The sequence below is a fragment of the Arthrobacter sp. YD2 genome (assembly GCF_030410475.1).
Lineage (GTDB): Bacteria > Actinomycetota > Actinomycetes > Actinomycetales > Micrococcaceae > Arthrobacter_B > Arthrobacter_B zhangbolii.
This window is the reverse complement of the sequence record NZ_JAUHHB010000001.1, coordinates 771979-791622: the sequence shown is the minus strand read 5'-3', so window position 1 is coordinate 791622 and position 19644 is coordinate 771979. Positions and strand designations below refer to the sequence as shown.

Here is a 19644-nt window from a genome sequence, read left to right as displayed (position 1 = left end):
AGACTATCCCCCGCACCGGCAGTGTCCTGTCCGGACTACCGTTTCAGCCATTTCCATTTCGCCAGGGTCCGCAGCCGGGTGAGCAGCGCGCGGGACTGTTCGGGGCCGTACGGCAGGATGGGAATGGCCTTGGTCATGTCCACTGACGCCTGGTCCATGGCGCTGCGGGTCACGGCGACGGCGGTGCGCATTTTGTTCATCTGCGTGGACACGAAATCCACGGTGACGGGTTTGCCGTGGCCCGGCACGAAGACCGTATACAGGTCCTCCAGCGCGGTGACCTTGCCCAGGGTGCGGATCCATTCCTTCGGGAAGGAATCCTCGAACTGCGGATCGGCGCCCTGCTCCACCAGGTCCCCGGTGAAGAGCACGTCGCCCGCCCCCACCAGCAGGTCGTGGTCCGTGTGCCCGCGTCCCAGATGGAAAAGCGTCACCGAAATGCCACCCAGGTCCAGATCCACCGGGGCGTTTTCCACCAGCTTGGTAGGCCCGGTGATGGCAGTGTGCTCGCCCATGGCCGAGGCCATTTCCGGTTCCGTGTCGGCGGCCTGCGGACGATGGTCCTCACCGTTTTCAAGGATGCTTGCGGCGCACCCGGCGGTGCCCCAGATATCCTCGACGCCGCGGGCCAGCATCAGCGTGTTCCCGAAGTAGTGGTCGAAGTGGGCATGCGTGTTCACTGCGGACAGCGGCAGATCCGTCAGCTGCCGTGCTGCCGCGTGGATTTCCTCTGCCATCACCGGGCCGGCACCGGTATCGATTAGCAGGGCACGCTCGTCGCCGATCACCAGGCCGGTGTTCACGGCGTACGCCTCGTTGCGCCGCACCCAGATCCGGGGGGCAATTTCCATCCAGCCCGCGGTGCTCACTGCGGGCTGGTGCGGTGTTTCGGTCATGTCAGCTTTCCCTTTCGCCGGCCTTCTCCAACCTACCGCGGGTAGGGATTCGGGGCACGTATTACAGGTCTGCGAGGACCCTGCCCGGGTTTTCAACGGCGTCCGCCACGTACCGCAGGAAGCCTCCGGCCGTACCGCCGTCGCACACCCGGTGGTCGAAGACCAGAGTCAGCTCCGTCATCTTGCGCACGGCCAGTTCGCCCCGGACCACCCACGGTTTGTCGATGATGCGGCCGACGCCGAGAATTGCGGATTCCGGGTAGTTGATGATTGCTGCGCTGCCGTCCACACCGAACACTCCGTAGTTGTTGAGGGTGAACGTGCCCGAGGTCAGCTCGGCAGCGGTGGCCCGGCCCGCCTGCGCCGCTGCCGTGAGCCTGCGGATTTCGGTGTCCAGGTCTCGGGTGGACAGGCTGTCCGCGCGACGGACTGCGGGGACCATCAGTCCGCGGCCGGCCTGGACAGCAATGCCCAGGTTGATACCCTCGAAGGCCTCTATGGCGGCGTCGGGGGCATCGGCGGAAAGGCCGTCAGTGCCCGTTCCACCGGGAACGTATCGGGTGTTGAGTTCCGGGAATCTGCGCAGGCCGGCCAGGGTGAAGCGGGCTAGGAAGGCCAGCAGCGAGGGGACCTCGCCGCCGCCGCGTCCGAGGTCGCTGCGCAGCTCCATCAGCGCCGTCGCGTCCACGTCCACCCAGACGGTGGCCTCCGGGATCAGGGCACGGCTGCGGGTGAGGTTCGCAGCCACCGTTCGGCGCACGCCGCGCACGGGGGTGCGGGCAACGACCTGCAGCCCGGTCCGCGGGTCAAGGGGTGCGGCGCTGCCGTCCGGGCCGGAGACCTTGGTCCCGGCCGCGGATGCCGTGGTGTCGACCGGGCCGGATGCCGTGGTGTCGGCCGGCCCGGAGACGGCGCCGACCAGCGCGGTCGTGGAAACCCCCGCCGGCGTCCGGAATGACGACTCACCCTGGACGGGTACCGTGCGCAGTGCTGCCTGGACGTCGCGGCGCAGGATCAGTCCGTCCGGGCCGCTGCCGCTGAGATCGGCCAGCCGCAGGCCTGACTCACGTGCCATCCTCCGGACCAGCGGCGAGATGCAGCGCGGTGCGGCGGATTGGGGCGGATTCATCTGGAGGGCAGGCCGTGGGGGACTTTTCGGAGGCCTGGTACGGCGTGCCGTCTTCGCTGCTTCCGGAGTCCCGTAGCCGATCAGCACGTTCCCGGAACCCGCCTTCTCCTCCTGCCGGTAGGCCTCCCCTGCCGATGACACCGCCGCTTCCACGGTTCCCACGGCAGCGGCGGTTTCCAGCCCGGCGGCCGGTGCAGCACCGCCCGGCGCAGTGTCCGCCGGGGCAGTGTCCGCCGGCGCAGTGTCCGCCGGCGCAGTGTCCACCGAAATAAGCGGCCGCCCAACGTCCATGCTTTCGCCGGCATTGCCGTGCAGCTGCGCCACGCGGCCGGCATACGGCGACGGGACCTCGACCAGGGATTTGGCCGTCTCCACTTCAGCCACGGGCTGGTCCACCGCGACGGAGTCCCCCACCGCAACGAGCCAGCTGACCAGCTCGGCTTCGGTCAGCCCCTCGCCCAGATCCGGCAGCAGGAAGGTTCGCACGCTCACAGGTGGCCCTCCGAACCGGTATCCACAGCCGCGGTACCCGCGGCAAGGGAACCCCCGGCAAGGGAATCCCCGGCAAGCACATCCGCGCCGTCGCCCGGTTCATCCCACTGCAGCTCATCCACCGCGTCCAGAATCCGGTCCACGCCGGGCAGGAACCAGTGTTCCAGTTTGGGAGCCGGGTACGGCACGTCGAATCCGGTCACGCGCCGCACCGGGGCGGCCAGGGAATGGAAGCAGCGTTCGGAGACACGGGCTGCGATCTCGGAGGCAACGGAGGCAAAACCCGGCGCTTCGGCAATCACCACGGCCCGGCCCGTGCGTCGGACCGAGGCGTCCACGGTGGCGTCGTCATACGGAACAATCGAGCGCAGGTCGATCACTTCCAGGGACCGGCCTTCAACCTCGGCAGCAGCCGCTGCCGCCAGGGCTGTGGATACGGAGGGTCCGTAGGCAATCAGTGTGGCATCGGTACCCGGCCGGGCCACCGCCGCAGTACCGATGCCGCCGGCAGCGCTCCGGCCCGTCTGCACCGCATCATCCGCCGCACGGCGCAGGCCGGCAAGATCCACTCTCTCCTTGGTCCAGTACAGCTTTTTGGGCTCCAGGAAAATCACCGGGTCATCGAGGCGGATGGCTTCGCGCAGCAGCGAATAGGCATCCGCCACGGTGGCGGGGGCCACTACGGTGAGGCCCGGGGTGTGGGCGTAGTAGGACTCGGAGGAATCACAGTGATGTTCCACCCCGCCGATCCCGCCGGCATAGGGAATCCGGATCACCATCGGAAGCTTGATCCGGGCCTTGGTCCGGTTCGGCATTTTGGCCACGTGGCTGACTATCTGCTCAAACGCGGGATAGGCAAAAGCATCGAACTGCATCTCCACCACCGGGCGCAACCCGTTCATGGCCATTCCCACGGCCATCCCCACAATGCCCGATTCAGCCAGCGGGGTATCGAAACAGCGCTCGGCCCCGAACCGCGCCGTCAGGGAATCCGTGATCCGGAAGACCCCGCCCAGCGGCCCCACGTCCTCGCCGAACATCACCACCGTGGAATCGGCAGCCATCTCATCAGCGAGGGCGGTATTGAGTGCCTTCGCGAACGTCAGCGGCGCGTTGTCGGTGCTGTCCGCGGTGTCGGCGGCCTGCCGGGTGCCCGGCCGCGCCTCCGTTGTTGTTGCTGCCATGATGTGTGCCCTTCCGTGGGGAGTCAGCGCGTGGCGCCGGTGTCGCGGGTGTCCGGCTCCACGGCTGCGGCGTCGCGTTCCAGTTCGCTGCGCAGCAGCTCGGCCTGTTCCGCCAGCTGGGGAGTCCGGCGGCTGTAAACGTGCTCGAACAGGGCCATCGGTTCCGGCTCGACGTCGGCATTCAACCCGTCGCGCATGGCCGTCGCGACGGTCTCGGCGTCGGCTGCCAGCCGGGCCTCGGCGGCGTCGTCGAGCAGACCCGACGAGCGCAGAAAGGTCCGGATCCGCAGCAGCGGGTCCAGGGGTTCCCACCGCTGCACCTCGTCGGCCGTGCGGTACCTGGTGGCGTCATCGGCGTTTGTGTGGGGCTGCATCCGGTAGGTGTGGGCCTCCACCAGCGACGGACCGCCGCCTTCGCGTGCCCGCCGCACTGCAGCGCCCAGCACGGCCAGGAGGGCGGCGACGTCGTTCCCGTCCACCCGCTCTCCCGGCATGCCGTACCCCACTGCCTTATGTGCAAGGGAGGGGGCAACGGTCTGGCTGCGCAGCGGCACGGAAATCGCGTACTCGTTGTTCTGGACAAAAAACACCACGGGCACATGGAAGACCGCGGCAAAGTTCAGCGCCTCGTGGAAGTCGCCCTCGCTGGTGGCACCGTCACCGCACAGGGCCAGCACCACGGTGTCTTCACCCTTCAGTTTCGCTGCGTGGGCAACGCCGACGGCGTGGAGCAGCTGGGTGGCCAGCGGCGTCGCCTGCGGGGCCACCCTGTGTTCGTAGGGGTCATACCCGCTGTGCCAGTCCCCGCGGAGCAGGGTCAGCACCTGCAGGGGATCCACGCCGCGGGACATCACGGCCACGGAATCCCGGTAGGTGGGGAAAAGCCAGTCCCGGGCCTGCAGCACGGCGGCGGCTGCCACTTGGCATGCCTCCTGCCCGTGCGAGGACGGGTACACGGCCAGCCGGCCCTGCCGGACCAGGGCGTTGGCCTGGTCGTTGACCCGCCGCCCGGCCACCAGCCGCGCGTAGGCGTCCAGCAAGCTGTCGCCGGAGGGCAGCGGATAGCGTTCATCGCTGTGCTCCGCCCCGTCGGCATCAATCAGCCGGACGGGAACCGGGGACGGAAGAAGTCCGGTGTCTGCGGCGAATCCCCGGGATGGGGGAAACCCGGTGTGCCGCGGCGTCGAGATGGTCATCAGAGAGCCTCCGTCCGTGAGTGCCTGCGGCACCTTTGCACGCGGGTACTACTGTCTAGCCAGTATGCTGACCGGCGCTCATCAGGGGCCAGCATTCCCGGAAATCTTGGACGGAAAGCTCCGCTGCGGGTACTCTGATGGACACCTTGCAAATGTGACGCAGATTACTTGGGGAAAGCGTGGACATTATGACAGCAGCTCCGGCGGTACTGGATGAAACAGACCGGAAAATCCTGGCAGTGCTGCGCTCCGACGGGAGGGCATCCTTTACGGCCGTTGCGCAGGCGGTACACATTTCTCGGGCGCATGCCTATTCGCGGATTGCCCGGCTGACCGAATCGGGCGTACTCAGCCGCTTCACCGCATTGGTGGATCCGGAAAAGGCAGGATTGGGCTCCTCGGCCTATGTGACGCTGAAAGTCCGCCAGCACGCCTGGCGGGAGTTGAAGGACCGCCTCAGCGAGGTGCCGGAAATCCACCACATCGCCCTGGTGGGAGGGTCCTTCGACGTCATTGTGCTGGTACGGGCCGAGGACAACGTCCACCTGCGCCGGGTTATTTTCGACCAGCTGCAGTCCATGCCCGGAGTGCTGGACACCCAGACGTTCCTGGTCTTCGAGGAACGCGACACCCGCTGACCGGATCGACACGCTGCCGCCCGTGTGCCCCGTCCGAACGGCTGCCGGGTGTCGTGCCGGCGCGGACAGGGACGTGCCCTGATGCTCCCGACACTTACCATGGGCGGATGCACACGCACCCTCCCCTCCCCCTGTCCGGACGCACGGCTGTTATTACCGGGGTGAGCCGCCGCCAGGGAATCGGCTTCGCCATTGCCCGGCGGCTGGGCGGAATGGGAGCCAACCTTTTCCTGCAGCATCATGTGCCCCACGACGAGGCGCAGCCCTGGGGTGCCGATTCCATTCCGGAGCTGGTCCGGGACCTGCAGACTTCCCTGCCCGACGGCGTCCGGGTGGAACACGCCGGGATCGACCTCGCGCCGGCGGCCGGTGCTGCCGAACTCATTCAGCGCGCACAATCCGCACTGGGCCACCTGGACATCCTCTGCTGCAACCATGCCAAGAGCGGCAGCGACGGCGGACTGCTGGACATGACACCGGAAAACCTGGATGCCCACTGGCAGGTCAACACGCGCTCCACCCTGCTGGCCACCCGCTATTTCGCGGAGCAGCACGACGGCCGGGAGGGCGGGCGCGTGGTGGCCTGATGAGTCAGGGCATCATCCTCAATACCGTCAACCCGGGCCCGGTCAACACCGGCTACCTGAATGAGGAAACGGCGGACCGGCCGTCGGCGGAACTAAAGAGCGTGCTGGCGCATTTCCCGGGCGGACGGTTCGGCGAGCCCGACGACCCCGCCAGGCTCATCGCCTGGCTGGTCAGTGACGAAGGCCGCTGGATGGTAGGACAGGTCCTCAATACCGAGGGCGGTTTCCGCCGCTGGTAACCGTTCCTGCCCGGCAACGCCCGGCAACCCCCGCAAATGCAGACAGCACCCGCAGCAATTGCTGCGGGTGCTGTCCGGTTGTGCGGCGATTCAGTTCTCGTCGTGGCCCTGGTCGCTGCTCATCTGGCCTTCGGCGGGCGGGGTCTCTCCCGGGGGAACTCCGCCGCCCGGCTCCAGTCCGGTGATGTTCCCCTCGGCGGGGTCCGGGTTGGGGCTGTCCGCCTTCGCCTCGCTGTGCGCGTGGTTGCCCGTCCCCTCCTGCGTGCCGGCACCCTTTTGCGCGTCCTTGGGCTTATCCGGATTTGCCGGGTCATTGTTCGGGTTGTAGCTCTCGGCCATGTTCTGCCTCCTCGGCATCTCTGCGCGTTCACCAGCCTTGGCAAGCATCGTACTAAGCATGCTTACGAGTTGCCTTCCAACCTAGTCCCCGTCCGGGCACATCTCAAGCCGGAGTCTTCAGGTTTCACCCGCGCAGAAGCTGCCCGGACGGAGATCAGCCGCGGAAAACAGGCTTCCGCTTGGCCAGGAAGGCGGTAAATCCTTCGGCGTAATCCGGTGTTTTACTCAGCTGCACCTGTACCTCGTTTTCAGCATCGAGGGCATCCCAATAGCCCATACGGTGGTCCCTGATCTGCCCCACGAGCTCCCTGGAGGCCGCGAACGCCTGGGTAGGGCCGGACGCTGCTTTGGCGACGGCGGCGCGCGTCTTCGCGAGCAGCTCCGTCGGGGCAACCGCCCGGCTGAACAGTCCCCCCGCCACGGCGTCCGCACCGCTCATCAGTTCGGCGGTGTAGATCAGGTCCAAGGTCCGCTGCGGTCCAAGCCGTTCAGTGAACAGCCAGTGCCCGCCCGAATCCAGGGCGGCACCCAGATTGGCGAAGGGCGAGCCGATCTTCGCGTCGTCGGCAACATAAACGACGTCGGTGACAGCCAGCAGGCCGAGCCCCACCCCCAGGCACGCACCGTGCGCGGCCGCGAAGGTCGGCACGGGAAAGTCAGCCATTTTCTTCAGCAGGGGCCGCAGGGCATCCACCAGATAGGTCCGGGCATCATCATTTTCCGGTGACACACCCGTCAGATCCCTACCGGCGCAGAAAGCGCGGCCCTCGCCGCGAAGCAGCAGGGCCCGCACGCCGGCGGCCCCGGCGTCGTCGTAGGCCTGTGAAAGCTCCCCGAGTGCCTCTTCGCTGAGCGCATTGAGTTTCGCCGGGGCGTTCAGCACCACTTCGGCGATGCCGTCCCGTATGTCCAAATCAATCATGGCGTGCTCCTAGGCGTCGTAGTCCACGGTGACTGATGGACTGGTGGGCCGGCTCTGGCAGGTCAGGATGTAGCCGCGCTCCAGCTCCTCCGGTTCCAGGGCGTAGTTCTCCTCCATCTCCACGGTCCCGGTGACGAGCTTGGCCCGGCAGGTGCCGCAAACCCCGCCGGCGCAGGCGAAGGGAACATCCGGACGCACACGGAGGGCGGCGTTCAGCACTGATTCCCGGGCATGCACCGGGCTGGAAACTTTTCCCTGCAGCCCGTCGAGGCGGAAGGCAATGTCGTAGCTGGCACCCGCACTGTCCGGAACCACCGGCCGTCCGGCGGAGCCCTCCGGCCGGTCCGGGCGGCCGGTGGTGAACAGCTCAAACCGGACCCTGGCCGGATCAATGCCGCGTTCCGCGAGCGCATCGCGGCAAAGCTGGACCAGGTCAAACGGACCGCAGAGAAACCATTCATCTACCGCGTCTGCCGGAAGGACGGTGTCAATGAAGCTGGTGATTTTCTCTGCGTTGAGCCGCCCGCTGAGCAGCGGCGAGATCCGCTGCTCACGGGAAAGCACATGGTGCACGGCGAACCGCGAAGGGTAACGGTCCTTCAGGTCCGCCAGTTCCTCCAGGAACATCACGTCCATGGCTGCCTTGTTGGCATACACCAGGTCAAAGCGGGTGTGCTCCGAGGAGGCCAGGACGGACCGGGCAATGGCGATCACCGGGGTGATCCCCGATCCGGCTGCAACGGCAGCGAAGACCTGGCCGCGTGCCTGTTCAGCCGCCATCCCCGGCACCGGGCGCACGGTAAAGCTGCCGGCGGGCGACATCACGTCCAGCATGTCTCCGGCCTTCAGATGCTCGTTGACCCAGGAGGAAAACAGGCCCCCGAGGTCACGCTTGACGGCCACCTTCAGTTCTCCGGGACGGGGTTCGGCACAGATGGAATAGCTGCGCCTCAGTTCGGTGCCTTCCAGCACCGTGCGGAGGGCAACGTATTGCCCGGGCAGGTAGCCATAGGCGTCCGCCAGTTCGGGAGGAACCGCGAAGGTGACCTCCACGGCGTCTTCGGTCAGCCGGCGCACTGCCGCCACGGTCAGGGAATGGAAAGCGGCGCGCCGTACAGGCGCGGCGGGAAGAACGGTCATGGATCAGAGCACCTTGAAGTAGTCGAACGGTTCCAGGCAGTCCCGGCAGACCCAGAGCGCCTTGCACGAGGTAGAGCCGAACCGGGTCAGCTCCCGGGTGTTGAGCGAGGAGCACTGCGGGCATTTCACGCTCAGCCCCACGCGGACAGGACCGGCGGCGGCACTGCCCGACGGCGGGGCGATGCCGTAGGCGTCCAGCTTCGCCTTCCCGTCAGCGGTCATCCAGTCAGTGGTCCAGGCCGGAGCCAGTTCCAGGGCAACCTGCACCTCGGCATACCCCGCCCCGTGCAGGGCAGCCGTGACGTCCTGGCGGATGGCGTCCATGGCCGGGCAGCCGGAGTAGGTGGGGGTGATGGCCACCTGCACGCCGGCGTCGGAAACCTCCACCCGTCGCAGCACCCCCAGGTCCTCGATGCTCAGTACGGGGATCTCCGGATCACACACCGTCGCGGCTACATCCCAGGCGGCGGCCGCCGCAGGATCTGCCGGCCGCAGGGAGGATGCCATCAGGCTCACCACGTGGCACCGGGATGTTCGCGGGCCAGGACCTGCAGTTCCGCCAGCAGGTAGCCCAGGTGCTCGCTGTGCCGTCCCTGCCTGCCGCCGCCGGGAGCCGGCTGAACCGCAGGTACCTGAAGCCCAGCCTCCTGCAATACGGCGGTGATGCTCCGCTCAAACTCCGGCTTCAGGCTGGACGAAAGGACCGCGCGGTCCCCCATTGCCACCGCCGCGTCGTCGTCCTCGAACAGCTCACCGACGTACGGCCAGGTCAGCTCCAGCGCGCGGATCATCCGCCGGCGGGATTCATCAGTGCCAAGGCCCAGCCGCAGCACCCACTGGACGCTGTGGTCCCGGTGGTAGTCCACTTCCTTGACCGCCTTCGCCGCGATGGCCGCCAGCGTGGGGTCCGCACAGTGCTGCAGCGCGCTGTACAGTCCGAACTGGTAGAAGGAGACCGCCAGCTGGCGGGCTATGGTGCGGGCAAAATCGCCGTTCGGCTGCTCCATCAGGTGGGCGGAACGGAACTCCGATTCGCTCCGCCAGTAAGCCAGGTCATCCTCGGTGCGGCCGTCTGCGCTGCCGGCGTAGGTGAGGAAGGACCGGGCGTGGCCGATCAGGTCCAGGGCAATGTTGCCCAGCGCCACGTCCTCTTCGAGTTCCGGCGCGCGGGAAATCCACCAGCCCAGCCGCTGGGCCAGGACCAGGGCGTCGTCGCCCAGGCGGAGGGCATATGCCGCGGCGTCGGCCGGTGCCCGGGTGCCCGCGGCGGCAATGTCCTCGGGCCGCAGCGCATTGCCGGGGGTGATGCGGGTGGCGCTGTCCGAACTCACAGGTGCCTCACTCCCTCGGACTTTGTGTAATAGGTCGCGTGCCGGTAGTCCTTGCCCTGCGGGGACTCGAAGAGGCGTCCCCTGGCATCCGGGTCACTGGCGATGATGGCCGACGCCGGAACCACCCAGAGCGAGATGCCCTCGTTCCGGCGGGTGTACAGATCACGGGCGTTACGCACCGCCATGTCCGCATCCGGGGCGTGCAGGGACCCGGCGTGCACATGGGAAAGGCCGCGGGAGGAACGCACAAAAACTTCCCACAATGGCCACACCGCGGACGGCGCTGCGGGCACGTCCGGCACGGGGGCAGCAGGGGCGGAAACCGCAGGCGTGGGTGCCAGGGCGCCGTCGTCGCCGGTTGTTGATCCACCTGTCATGGCTAGGCCACCTCCGTGGCGTTCTGCCGGCGCGCATAGGCCGCTGCGGCCTCACGCACCCAGGCACCGTCCTCATGGGCTTCGCGGCGCCGGGCCAGCCGCTGCGAATTGCAGGGCCCCCGCCCGGCCAGGACCTCGCGGAACTCCTCCCAGTCAAGCGGCCCGTGCTCCCACCGTCCGGTTTCCGCGTTGAAGCGGATGGCCGGGTCAGGCAGGGTCAGGCCGAGGACCTGCACCTGCTCAACGATCATTCCGACGAACCGCGAACGCAGTTCATCGTTGGAAAACCGCTTGATGTTCCAGGCCATGGACTGGCGCGAGTTCGGTGAATCATCATCGGGCGGGCCGAACATCATCAGGGACGGGGCGTACCAGCGGTTGATGGCATCCTGCGCCATCTCCTTCTGTGCGTCAGTGCCCCGGGCGAGTTCGAGCAGGATTTCAAACCCCTGCCGCTGGTGAAAGGACTCTTCCTTGCAGATCCGCACCATCGCCCGGCCGTAGGGTCCGTAGGAAGCGCGGCACAGCGGGACCTGGTTGCAGATGGCCGCACCGTCCACCAGCCAGCCAATGGCGCCCATGTCCGCCCAGGACAATGCGGGATAGTTGAAGATCGAGGAATAGCGGGCCTTGCCGGCAATCAGGTCCTCGGTCATCCGGTCCCGGGGGGTGCCCAGGGTTTCTGCGGCGGAGTAGAGGTACAGGCCGTGCCCGGCTTCGTCCTGGACCTTGGCCATCAGGATGGCTTTGCGCTTGAGCGAGGGGGCACGGGAGATCCAGTTTCCCTCCGGCTGCATCCCGATGATTTCCGAGTGCGCATGCTGGGAGATCTGCCGGACCAGGGTCTTCCGGTATCCCTCCGGCATCCAGTCCCGCGGTTCCACCCGGGCATCAGCTGCGATCAATGCCTCGAACTGCTCTTGCCCGTCCATGCCTAACCCCGTTCAATAATTACCGACCGTTCGTTCAGGATATGGACGCGGGATGGGACCGTCAAGGGATCCGCTGCCGCCCGTCCGGCGCCCGCGGTTATGGAAAACTAGTGGTCTGGATAGTTTCCTCAGCGCAGAAGGAGTCATATGGGTATCCCCGAGCCCGACGCCGGACCGCCGGCCGTGGACGCCCTTGCCGCACGCCCCGCGGAGGACCCGGTTGAAAAGGACGGCGTTGATACCGCCACCGCTCCCCACTCCGGCTCCGCAGCGGCACTGATTGTTCCAACACTCCTGGGCCTGCTTGGGTTTGTTGCCGTAGCAGCCGCCGTAACCTCGGAAGCGGCCACGGTTGCCGTCACCGCCCCGGGGCTGATGCTGGCCTTTACCGCGCTGGTGGTGGCCGGAATCAGTCCGCTGTACCTGCGGCGTCCAACGCTGCGCTCGCTGCGGCGCCCGGCCATCCTGCTGGCCGCCTGCCTGCTGGTGGAAGCCGCACTGTTCCTGGCGGCGTCGCATCTGGTCCTTTTCTCACTGCCTGCCCTGCCGCTGGCCCTGTGCGGCGGTGCCGTTTTGCTGGGCACCAGCCTGTGGGGCCAGTTCCGCAAGGGCCCGGCTCCGGACCCGGTGCTGCGCCCTCGCAGCGAACTGCCGCCCCGGCCCTTCGCTTCCACCCTGCTGGCCGTGGCAGTGAACTGGCTGCTCTTCCTGACGGCTGGCGCCGTCTGTGCCTGGTTGCTGCTGGGCGACTAACCCTCTAGCCCTCTAATTGTTCCGGCAGGAACAGTTCCTCGATCCGCCGGCCCAGCACGCGGGCCAGGCCAAAAGCCAGGGGCAGCGAGGGATTAAACCTGCCCTTTTCAATGGAAATGACCGTCTGCCGTGAGACCCCCAGGCGTTCCGCGAGCTGCACCTGCGACAATCCCAGCCGCACCCGCTCCTGCGCCACGCGGTTCTCCATTCCTAGGCGTTTCGGCGTCGGGCCGCGGTGTAGCGCAGCGCCCAGGCCGCCAGGCCGGCCGCGCAGAAGAGCGGAAGCGGGACGGTCCAGCCCGCCACAGCCTGCAGCACAACCCCCAAGGACACCACCACCATCACATCGGTGAAGGCGGCGGCAGCCGCATCCCGGGACCAGGAACGTTCGACGTCGGTAGCACCTGCGGCCTCGATCCGGCGGGTTTCCGCCGAATTCAGGACCAGCATCCAGAAGGCAACCCCCACCACGGGCCCCACTGCCGCGGCAAACACCGGCACGTACAGCGCCGGGTCCCCTCCGTTGCTCAGCGCCACCGCCCAGCCCAGGGCCGCTCCCGCTGCGGCACCGCCGGCCGTGCTCAATCCAATCCTGAGTCCGCGGGTCCGCCTGCCCGCTGTTTCCGTCGCCATGGCCGAAGCCTGCCACCGACCCCGCCGAATGTAAAGGGTGCTTTACATTCCGGAGTGCCCGCTGCAGGACACCCGCCGGCTAAGCCGCGAGCATAAGCCCGGCGTGCGGCCCTTCGACACCGCCCCGCGGATGGATATATTCGAATCATGACTACTCCCCAGCCCCCGGTTGCCAAGAAAGTCCCTACTGAACGCACCCACCACGGCGATACGTTTGTGGATAACTATGAGTGGCTGCGGGAGAAGGAAAGTCCCGAGGTGGTGGCGCACCTGACCGCAGAGAACGAGTACACCGCCGCGGTCACCGCAGACCAGGAAGAGCTGCGCAACCGGATCTTCGAGGAGATCAGGAACCGTACCGAAGAGACTGACCTCTCCGTCCCCGCCCGCAAGAAGGGCTGGTGGTATTACACCCGCACCGAGGAGGGCAAGCAGTACGCGATCCACTGCCGCACCGCCGCCCGGGACACCGGTGACCTGGCCGCCGACTGGACTCCGCCGTCGGTCCTGCCCGGAGTACCGGTGGAGGGCGAACAAATCCTGATCGACGGCAATGCGGAAGCGCAGGGCAAGCCGTTCTTCTCCCTCGGCGGCCTGGCCGTAACCGAGGACGGTCACCTGCTGGCCTACTCCGAGGACAACGCCGGTGATGAACGCTTCACCCTGCGGATCAAGGACCTGCGCACAGGGGACCTGCTGCCGGACAGCATCCCCAATGTCTTCTACTCACTTGCGTTCTCCCCCGATGGCAACCGCGTGTTCTACACCGTGGTGGATGACTCCTGGCGCCCCTACCAGGTCAAGGCCCATACCCTCGGCACCCCGGTGGAAGACGACGTCGTCATCTACCAGGAGGACGACATTGCCATGTGGACCGGCTTTGACCTTTCCGCAGACCGCCGGCAGCTGCTCATCGGCATCAGCAGCTCCGAGTACAGCGAGTACCGGGTGCTGGACTTTGATGATCCCGCGGACACCGTCCGCGTGCTGATTCCGCGCAGTGAACGGATTCTTTACGAAGCCGAACCGCTCACTGTGGACGGGCGCCGTCAGTACCTGCTCACGCACAACCACGGGGCCCTGAACTCAATGCTTTCCCTGGTTGCGGAGGAGGAATTCGCTAAGCCGCTGGCCGATCAGCACTGGCAGACCGTCATTGCCCACGACGACACCGTGCGGGTCAACGGCGCCGCCGTAACCCGGACCCATGTGCTCGTCTCCGTCCGCAAGGACACGACGGAACGCGTTCAGATCCTCCCCTTGGAAGGCCTCGGCACTCCCGCACAGGCGCCTGCGGTGGAACCGGCCTTCGACGAGGAGCTGTACACCGCCAACCTAGCGAACGCGGAATTCGATTCCCCGATCATCCGGCTCAGCTACACCTCCTTCCTCACCCCGCCGCGGGTTTACGACTACGTCCTGTCCACCGGTGACCTGGAACTGCGGAAGCAGACGCCGGTCAAGGGCGGCTACCGTTCCGAGGACTACGTGGCCGAACGTGAATGGGCGACGGCGGCGGACGGCACCCGCATTCCGCTCTCGGTCATCCGCCGGGCGGATCTGCGCCGGGACGGCAGCAACCCGGCACTGGTTTACGCCTACGGAAGCTATGAAGTGAGCATGGATCCCGGTTTCAATGTTGCCCGGTTGTCCCTGCTGGACCGCGGCGTGGTCTACGTGGTGGCCCACATCCGCGGCGGCGGCGAGATGGGCCGGGCCTGGTACGACGACGGCAAGAAGCTGAACAAAAAGAACACCTTCACCGACTTCGTGGATGCCACGGACTGGGTCGCGGCGTCGGGCTGGGCGGATCCGGACCGGATCGCCGCCATGGGCGGCTCGGCCGGCGGCCTGCTGATGGGCGCAATAGCGAACCTGGCACCGGAGAAATACCGGGCCATTGTGGCGCAGGTGCCGTTTGTGGATGCCCTGACCTCCATCCTGGATCCGGACCTGCCGCTCTCGGCTCTCGAGTGGGAGGAATGGGGCAACCCCATCACCGACCCCGAGGTGTACCGGTACATGAAGGAATACACCCCCTACGAAAACATCCGCGCCGTGGACTATCCGAAGATCGCAGCTGTCACCAGCTTTAATGACACCCGTGTCCTGTACGTGGAGCCGGCCAAATGGGTGGCGCAGCTGCGGGAAACCTCCACCGGGTCAGAACCCATCGTGCTCAAGATCGAAATGGACGGCGGCCACGGCGGGGCCTCCGGCCGGTACGAGGCATGGAAGGACCGGGCGTGGGACTACGCCTTCATCCTCTCCGCCCTCGGTGCGCGGGACCTGCTGCCGGCGGCCGCGCGGGAGGACGCCGCGTAGGCGAACGGGACATTCTGCGTAGCCCGCATCGCCGAGCGAGGAACGAGTGAGGTGTCTAAGGGCGGCGGAATGTCCCGGTAGCCTAGGCGGACTGCCGGATCACCAGTTCCGGCGGGTACACCGCCGGTTCCAGCCGGGAGCCGGGCTCCTCGATTTCCTGCAGCAGCATCTCGGAGGCACGCCGGGCCATTTCGATCATGGGGTTTATGACGGTGGTCAGGCCCGGGGTGCTGGACGCGGCAAGCTGGTGGTTGTCATAGCCCACCAGCGCCACATCGCCGGGCACGGAAAGACCCCGCTCGCGCAGCACGTTCAGCACACCCAGGGCCATAAGATCCGACGCCGCGAAGATGGCGTCGATGTCCGGATTGGTGTCCAGCAGCCTGGCCGCCGCGGCCGCACCGCCCTCGGTGGTGAACTGGCCGCTTTCCATTCCCGCCGGTGCCAGGCCCGCTTCTGCGAGCCCTGCCCGCCATCCTTCGGTCCGGTCCTGGGCCGCGGTCATGTCCGCCGGTCCCGTGACAGTGGCAATGCGGCGGTAGCCCCGCTCCACCAGGTGCCGGGCAGCAAGCAGTCCTCCGGTGCGGTTGTCCGTATCCACGAACACCAATCCGTCCCGGTCCTGCCAGGGGCGTCCGATAAAAACGGCCGGCAGGGGTGCATCCGCCAGCTGGGTTTCCAGGGCGTCCGCCTTGTGGTGGGAGACCACAATGGCCCCGTCCACGTGTCCGCTGCGCAGGTAGCGGATGATCTGCCCTTCCTTCTCGCCCTGCCGGGCAATCAGCAGCACCAGCTGGACTTCCGTGTCTTTCAGCGACTCCGTGATGCCGTTCAGCGTCATGGCGAAGAAGGGGTCCACCAGCACCCGGCCGTCCGGTTCCGGAATGACGAGGGCAATGGAATCGGCGCGGCTGGTCGCGAGGGACCGGGCCGCACGGTTGGGGGTGAACCCCAGCTCACCAATGGCCGCATCAATGGCGGCCTGAGTCTGGGCGCTCACCCGTGCCCCGCCGTTAATCGCCCGCGAAACAGTGGAGCGGGAGACACCGGAAAGCGCCGCCACGTCCTCCAGCGTAGGGCTGGCCCTGCGGGGTTTGACCGGCGCGGTGCGGGTGCCGGGGTCCAAGCTGCTCACCCTACTGACGATACGACATGGGACCCCGCTCCGGAGGACCGTTCCGGCAACTCGTTGGCACGGGCAACTTCGGCGAACCACCGGCCGCTGGCCTTTGGCGTTCGCTGCTGCGTGGCATAGTCCACATGGACTATGCCGAACCGTTTCGCGTAGCCCCAGGCCCATTCGAAGTTGTCCATCAGTGACCAGGCAAAGTAGCCGCGGACATCCACACCGTCCGCTGCCGCCTGTTGGACCGCGGCCAGGTGCGCTTCGATAAACCCCAGCCGGTCCTCGTCCCGGACCACGCCGTCCACCACCTCGTCGTCGTCGAACGCCGCACCGTTTTCCGTGATGTACAGCTTCACGCCGGCCGGGCCGGTGTATTCGCGCTGCAGCCGCATCAGCAGCCGATGCAGGCCCTCAGGCTGGATTTCCCAGCCCATGTTGGTCACCGGCAGCCCGCGCGGCACGGTGTATACACCGTCCGCGGCGGGATACGGGCTGGCCGTGGGCCGTGCAGAGGGAGCGGCAGTGGTAATGGCCACCGCCGGTTCGGTTTTGGTCACCGCCTCACCGTGGTAATAATTCACACCGAGGAAGTCGATGGGGGTGCTGATCGCGGCCAGGTCGCCGTCGCGAATATGGCCCTGGAGCCCGTAGGGCGCCAGATCCGCCAGCACATCCTCGGGATACTGGCCACGGAACACCGGGTCGGCAAAGACCCGGTTGAACTGACCGTCAATGCGGCGGGCAGCGTCCACGTCATCCGGGTTCTGCGGATCCAGCGGATCAGCAACCGTGAAGTTCAGGGTCAGCCCCAGCTCCAGCGCTGCATCCCGTGCCCGCAGTTCCTGCGCGGCCAGCCCGTGGGCGAGCAGGAGGTGGTGGTTGGCGGCAACGGCCTGCGACCGGTCCTGCAGCCCCGGCGCATGTTCCCCGCTGGCATAGCCCACGTAGGCCGAGCACCACGGCTCGTTCAGGGTTGTCCAGGCCTGCACCCTGTCCCCCAGGACATCGTGGACGCTGAGCGCATACTCGGCAAAGCGGTAGGCGGTGTCGCGGTTGGCCCAGCCGCCGGCGTCCTGCAGTGCCTGCGGCAGGTCCCAGTGGTAGAGCGTCAGCCAGGGCTTGATTTCGGCGTCCAGCAGTTTGTCGGTGAGCCGGCTGTAGAAATCCAGTCCCGCGGGGTTCACGGCACCGCCGTCGGGCCGGATCCGCGCCCAGGAGGTCGAGAACCGGTAGGAGGCCAGGTTCAGGGACTGCATGAGCGCGACGTCCTCGTCGAGGCGGTGGTAATGGTCGCAGGCAACGTCTCCGTTGTCGCCGTTGGCCACGGCACCGGGAACCCGGGCGAAGGTGTCCCAGATGGAGTCCTTCCTGCCGTCCTCGGAGGCTGCCCCCTCCACCTGGTAGGCAGCGGTGGCCGCGCCCCACAGGAACCCCGGGGGGAACTGGCCGTTGTTGTTCTGCGTCATCCTTTGACCGCTCCCTGCATGATTCCTGCAACCAGGTGCCGTCCGGCGACGGCGAAGACAATAAACAGCGGAATGGTGGAAAGCACCACACCGGCAAGCACCACCGAGTAATCCACGAAGCGCGCCGACTGAAGCTGGGACAGCGCCACGGGCAGGGTGGGGTTTTGGGCGTTGAGCACAATGAATGGCCAGAAGAAGTTGGTCCATGTGGCCACGAAGGTAAACAGCGCCAGCATGGCGGCTGCCGGACGGCCCGCCGGCAGGGCTACATGCCAGAACGCCTGCCACATGTTCGCGCCGTCCATCCGGACGGCTTCGATGAGCTCATCGGGCAGCGCGTCCCGCAGATACTGCGTCATCCAGAACACTCCGAACGCGGTGACGAGGCCCGGAACGATAACCGCCCCCATGGTGCCGGTCCAACCCAGCTTCGACATCACGATGAACAGGGGAACCACACCCAGCTGTGTGGGCACGGCCATGGTGGCGACGACGAACACCAGCAGCACCTTGCTGCCCCGGAAACGCAGCTTGGCGAAGGCGAAACCTGCCAGCGAGGAGAAGATCACCACGGACGCTGCCGTCACCGTGGACACCAGGACGCTGTTGCCCAGCGCCTTCCAGAACGGAATGCTGTCCAGCACGGTGGCGGCGTTGATAAAGAAGTTGCCGCCCGGCAGCAGGGTCATGCCCGAGGCCAGGGCGTCACTGTCATGGCTGGCCACCAGGACGGACCAGAGAATGGGAAGCGCCGAACCGAGGATCACCGCTCCCAGCAGCCCGTAGGTCAGGAACCCGGGCCGCCGGTTGTAGCCGCCGGTTTTCCGGCCGCGTCCCGGGCGCCCGGGCCGCGGCGGGCGTGCCCCGGTCCGTTCCCGGCGTCGTTTGGCCGCGTCGGCGGCCTTCCGGCCGGCGGTTTGTTCAACCATGGGTACGGAAGTCATCTGCGTCCTCCCTGAGTGGCGATCCGTCTGGTGATGAGGAAATTGAGGGCGGCGATGATGACAATGATGACGAACAGCAGCCAGGCGACCGCCGAGGCGCGTCCGAAGCTGCGCTGGCCCCAGCCCATTTCCCAGATGTACATGGTCAGGGTCTGCCACTGCCGGTCCGCCCCGCCGAGTCCGGTGATGTCAAAGACCCGCGGCTCGTCGAAGATCTGCAGACCGCCGATGGTGGCGGTGATGACCACGAAAATGATGGTGGGCCGCAGCATCGGCACGGTCACCGAGATGAACTGGCGCCAGCGGCTGGCGCCGTCAATGATGGCTGCCTCGTACATGTCCCGGGGAACCGCCTGCATGGCGGCGAGGAAGATCAGGGCGTTGTATCCGGTCCAGCGGAAGTTCACCATGGTGGCAATGGCTGCGTGGCTGGCCAGCTGGTTGGAGTGCCATCCCACCGGGTCCAGGCCCACGGCCAGGAGCAGGGCATTGATGGTGCCGGAATCATCGGCGAAGAGCCGGTTGAAGATCAGGCCCACAGCCACCGGCGCCACGATGTAGGGCACCAGTACGCCCATCCGCCAGAAGGTCTTGGCGCGCAGGTTCGCGTCCAGGACCGCTGCGATGGCGATGGCGATGATGATCTGCGGAACGGCGGAGATCAGGAAGATGCTGAAGGTGTTGCCCACGGCATTCCAGAAATAAGGCTGCGACAGGATAAACGTGTAGTTCTCCGCGCCCACGAAACCCTGGTTGCCGCCGATGAGGCTCCAGTTGTGCAGTGAAACCCAGCCCGTGTAGATCAGCGGGAAAAGGCCCACAATGCCAAAGAGGATGAAGAACGGTGAGATGTACAGGTACGGGGAGACTTTCACGTCCCAGCGGGCGAGCTTGCTGCGGAACCCGATCCTGCGGACCGGCGTGCGCACCGGCGGCGGCTTGACGGCGACAGCCATGGCTATCTTCCTAACGTTCAAGGGGAAAGAAGTTGGTTC

The 19644-nt window shown here is 66.8% G+C and carries 22 protein-coding genes; 5 read left to right on the top strand and 17 right to left on the bottom strand.

Features of this window, described 5'->3' with window-relative positions:
* Positions 1 to 35: 35 nt before the first annotated feature.
* The 4 genes from QWJ37_RS03910 to pdhA all read right to left on the bottom strand — a co-directional run bounded on the left by QWJ37_RS03910 (position 36) and on the right by pdhA (position 4897).
* On the bottom strand, positions 36 to 896 hold the full coding sequence (locus QWJ37_RS03910) for an MBL fold metallo-hydrolase (RefSeq protein WP_227902419.1): 861 nt from the start codon (positions 894 to 896) through the stop codon (positions 36 to 38).
* Positions 897 to 957: 61 nt separating this feature from the next.
* Positions 958 to 2511 carry a dihydrolipoamide acetyltransferase family protein gene (locus QWJ37_RS03905; RefSeq protein WP_290244828.1) on the bottom strand — a complete coding sequence of 518 codons (1554 nt, stop codon included), beginning with the start codon at positions 2509 to 2511 and terminating at the stop codon, positions 958 to 960.
* 2 nt (positions 2512 to 2513) lie between these two features.
* Positions 2514 to 3701 carry a transketolase C-terminal domain-containing protein gene (locus QWJ37_RS03900; protein ID WP_290244217.1) on the bottom strand — a complete coding sequence of 396 codons (1188 nt, stop codon included), beginning with the start codon at positions 3699 to 3701 and terminating at the stop codon, positions 2514 to 2516.
* 23 nt (positions 3702 to 3724) lie between these two features.
* Positions 3725 to 4897, bottom strand: a complete 1173-nt coding sequence (gene pdhA, locus QWJ37_RS03895) for a pyruvate dehydrogenase (acetyl-transferring) E1 component subunit alpha (RefSeq protein ID WP_290244216.1) — start codon at positions 4895 to 4897, stop codon at positions 3725 to 3727.
* A 188-nt stretch (positions 4898 to 5085) separates the two neighbouring features.
* On the opposite strand from pdhA, the gene QWJ37_RS03890 reads away from it, so the two are divergent.
* The 3 genes from QWJ37_RS03890 (at position 5086) to QWJ37_RS03880 (ending at position 6361) form a co-directional block, all read left to right on the top strand.
* Positions 5086 to 5535, top strand: a complete 450-nt coding sequence (locus QWJ37_RS03890) for an Lrp/AsnC family transcriptional regulator (protein ID WP_227902423.1) — start codon at positions 5086 to 5088, stop codon at positions 5533 to 5535.
* 107 nt (positions 5536 to 5642) lie between these two features.
* Positions 5643 to 6122, top strand: a complete 480-nt coding sequence (locus tag QWJ37_RS03885; RefSeq protein WP_290244215.1) for an SDR family NAD(P)-dependent oxidoreductase — start codon at positions 5643 to 5645, stop codon at positions 6120 to 6122.
* Positions 6122 to 6361 carry an SDR family oxidoreductase gene (locus QWJ37_RS03880; RefSeq protein WP_290244214.1) on the top strand — a complete coding sequence of 80 codons (240 nt, stop codon included), beginning with the start codon at positions 6122 to 6124 and terminating at the stop codon, positions 6359 to 6361. The genes QWJ37_RS03885 and QWJ37_RS03880 overlap by 1 nt, the downstream gene beginning before the upstream one ends.
* Before the next feature lie 90 nt (positions 6362 to 6451).
* On the opposite strand, the gene QWJ37_RS03875 is transcribed toward QWJ37_RS03880, so the two are convergent.
* From QWJ37_RS03875 to paaA, 7 genes are all read right to left on the bottom strand, one after another.
* Complete coding sequence (locus tag QWJ37_RS03875) at positions 6452 to 6700, bottom strand: DUF6480 family protein (RefSeq protein WP_227902425.1); 249 nt, start codon at positions 6698 to 6700, stop codon at positions 6452 to 6454.
* A 154-nt stretch (positions 6701 to 6854) separates the two neighbouring features.
* On the bottom strand, positions 6855 to 7622 hold the full coding sequence (locus QWJ37_RS03870) for an enoyl-CoA hydratase/isomerase family protein (protein WP_290244211.1): 768 nt from the start codon (positions 7620 to 7622) through the stop codon (positions 6855 to 6857).
* A gap of 9 nt (positions 7623 to 7631) precedes the next feature.
* Positions 7632 to 8762 carry a 1,2-phenylacetyl-CoA epoxidase subunit PaaE gene (gene paaE, locus QWJ37_RS03865; protein ID WP_290244209.1) on the bottom strand — a complete coding sequence of 377 codons (1131 nt, stop codon included), beginning with the start codon at positions 8760 to 8762 and terminating at the stop codon, positions 7632 to 7634.
* A gap of 3 nt (positions 8763 to 8765) precedes the next feature.
* Positions 8766 to 9269 (bottom strand): 1,2-phenylacetyl-CoA epoxidase subunit PaaD, encoded by a 504-nt coding sequence (gene paaD / locus QWJ37_RS03860; protein ID WP_227902428.1) that lies wholly within the window; start codon positions 9267 to 9269, stop codon positions 8766 to 8768.
* Positions 9270 to 9274: 5 nt separating this feature from the next.
* Positions 9275 to 10093: a 1,2-phenylacetyl-CoA epoxidase subunit PaaC gene (paaC, locus tag QWJ37_RS03855; protein WP_290244204.1), complete on the bottom strand. Its 819-nt coding sequence runs from the start codon at positions 10091 to 10093 to the stop codon at positions 9275 to 9277.
* Positions 10090 to 10470, bottom strand: coding sequence for a 1,2-phenylacetyl-CoA epoxidase subunit PaaB (gene paaB, locus QWJ37_RS03850; protein ID WP_290244202.1), 381 nt, complete (start codon positions 10468 to 10470; stop codon positions 10090 to 10092). Before paaB ends, paaC begins: the two co-directional genes overlap by 4 nt.
* Before the next feature lie 2 nt (positions 10471 to 10472).
* On the bottom strand, positions 10473 to 11402 hold the full coding sequence (paaA, locus tag QWJ37_RS03845) for a 1,2-phenylacetyl-CoA epoxidase subunit PaaA (protein WP_290244200.1): 930 nt from the start codon (positions 11400 to 11402) through the stop codon (positions 10473 to 10475).
* A 147-nt stretch (positions 11403 to 11549) separates the two neighbouring features.
* Between paaA and QWJ37_RS03840 the strand changes: the two genes are divergently transcribed.
* The gene (locus QWJ37_RS03840; RefSeq protein WP_227928633.1) at positions 11550 to 12155 is read left to right on the top strand and encodes a hypothetical protein; all 606 of its coding nucleotides are present in this window, start codon (positions 11550 to 11552) and stop codon (positions 12153 to 12155) included.
* A gap of 4 nt (positions 12156 to 12159) precedes the next feature.
* Here QWJ37_RS03840 and QWJ37_RS03835 read toward each other — a convergent pair whose 3' ends face one another.
* Entirely contained in the window at positions 12160 to 12363 is a 204-nt protein-coding gene (locus tag QWJ37_RS03835; protein ID WP_290244197.1) for a helix-turn-helix transcriptional regulator, read from the bottom strand.
* A gap of 2 nt (positions 12364 to 12365) precedes the next feature.
* On the bottom strand, positions 12366 to 12788 hold the full coding sequence (locus tag QWJ37_RS03830) for a hypothetical protein (protein ID WP_290244195.1): 423 nt from the start codon (positions 12786 to 12788) through the stop codon (positions 12366 to 12368).
* 147 nt (positions 12789 to 12935) lie between these two features.
* Here QWJ37_RS03830 and QWJ37_RS03825 point away from each other — a divergent pair, with 147 nt between their 5' ends.
* Positions 12936 to 15113: a S9 family peptidase gene (locus QWJ37_RS03825; RefSeq protein WP_290244193.1), complete on the top strand. Its 2178-nt coding sequence runs from the start codon at positions 12936 to 12938 to the stop codon at positions 15111 to 15113.
* Between the two features lie 82 nt (positions 15114 to 15195).
* Here QWJ37_RS03825 and QWJ37_RS03820 read toward each other — a convergent pair whose 3' ends face one another.
* Genes QWJ37_RS03820 through QWJ37_RS03805 form a run of 4 tightly spaced genes read right to left on the bottom strand, consistent with a single transcriptional unit; the run spans position 15196 to position 19605 of the window.
* Entirely contained in the window at positions 15196 to 16248 is a 1053-nt protein-coding gene (locus QWJ37_RS03820; protein ID WP_341482206.1) for a LacI family DNA-binding transcriptional regulator, read from the bottom strand.
* Positions 16245 to 17705, bottom strand: a complete 1461-nt coding sequence (locus QWJ37_RS03815) for a GH1 family beta-glucosidase (protein WP_290244192.1) — start codon at positions 17703 to 17705, stop codon at positions 16245 to 16247. Before QWJ37_RS03815 ends, QWJ37_RS03820 begins: the two co-directional genes overlap by 4 nt.
* Entirely contained in the window at positions 17702 to 18649 is a 948-nt protein-coding gene (locus QWJ37_RS03810) for a carbohydrate ABC transporter permease (RefSeq protein WP_227902437.1), read from the bottom strand. Before QWJ37_RS03810 ends, QWJ37_RS03815 begins: the two co-directional genes overlap by 4 nt.
* Complete coding sequence (locus QWJ37_RS03805) at positions 18646 to 19605, bottom strand: sugar ABC transporter permease (RefSeq protein WP_227902438.1); 960 nt, start codon at positions 19603 to 19605, stop codon at positions 18646 to 18648. The genes QWJ37_RS03810 and QWJ37_RS03805 overlap by 4 nt, the downstream gene beginning before the upstream one ends.
* Positions 19606 to 19644 lie beyond the last annotated feature (39 nt).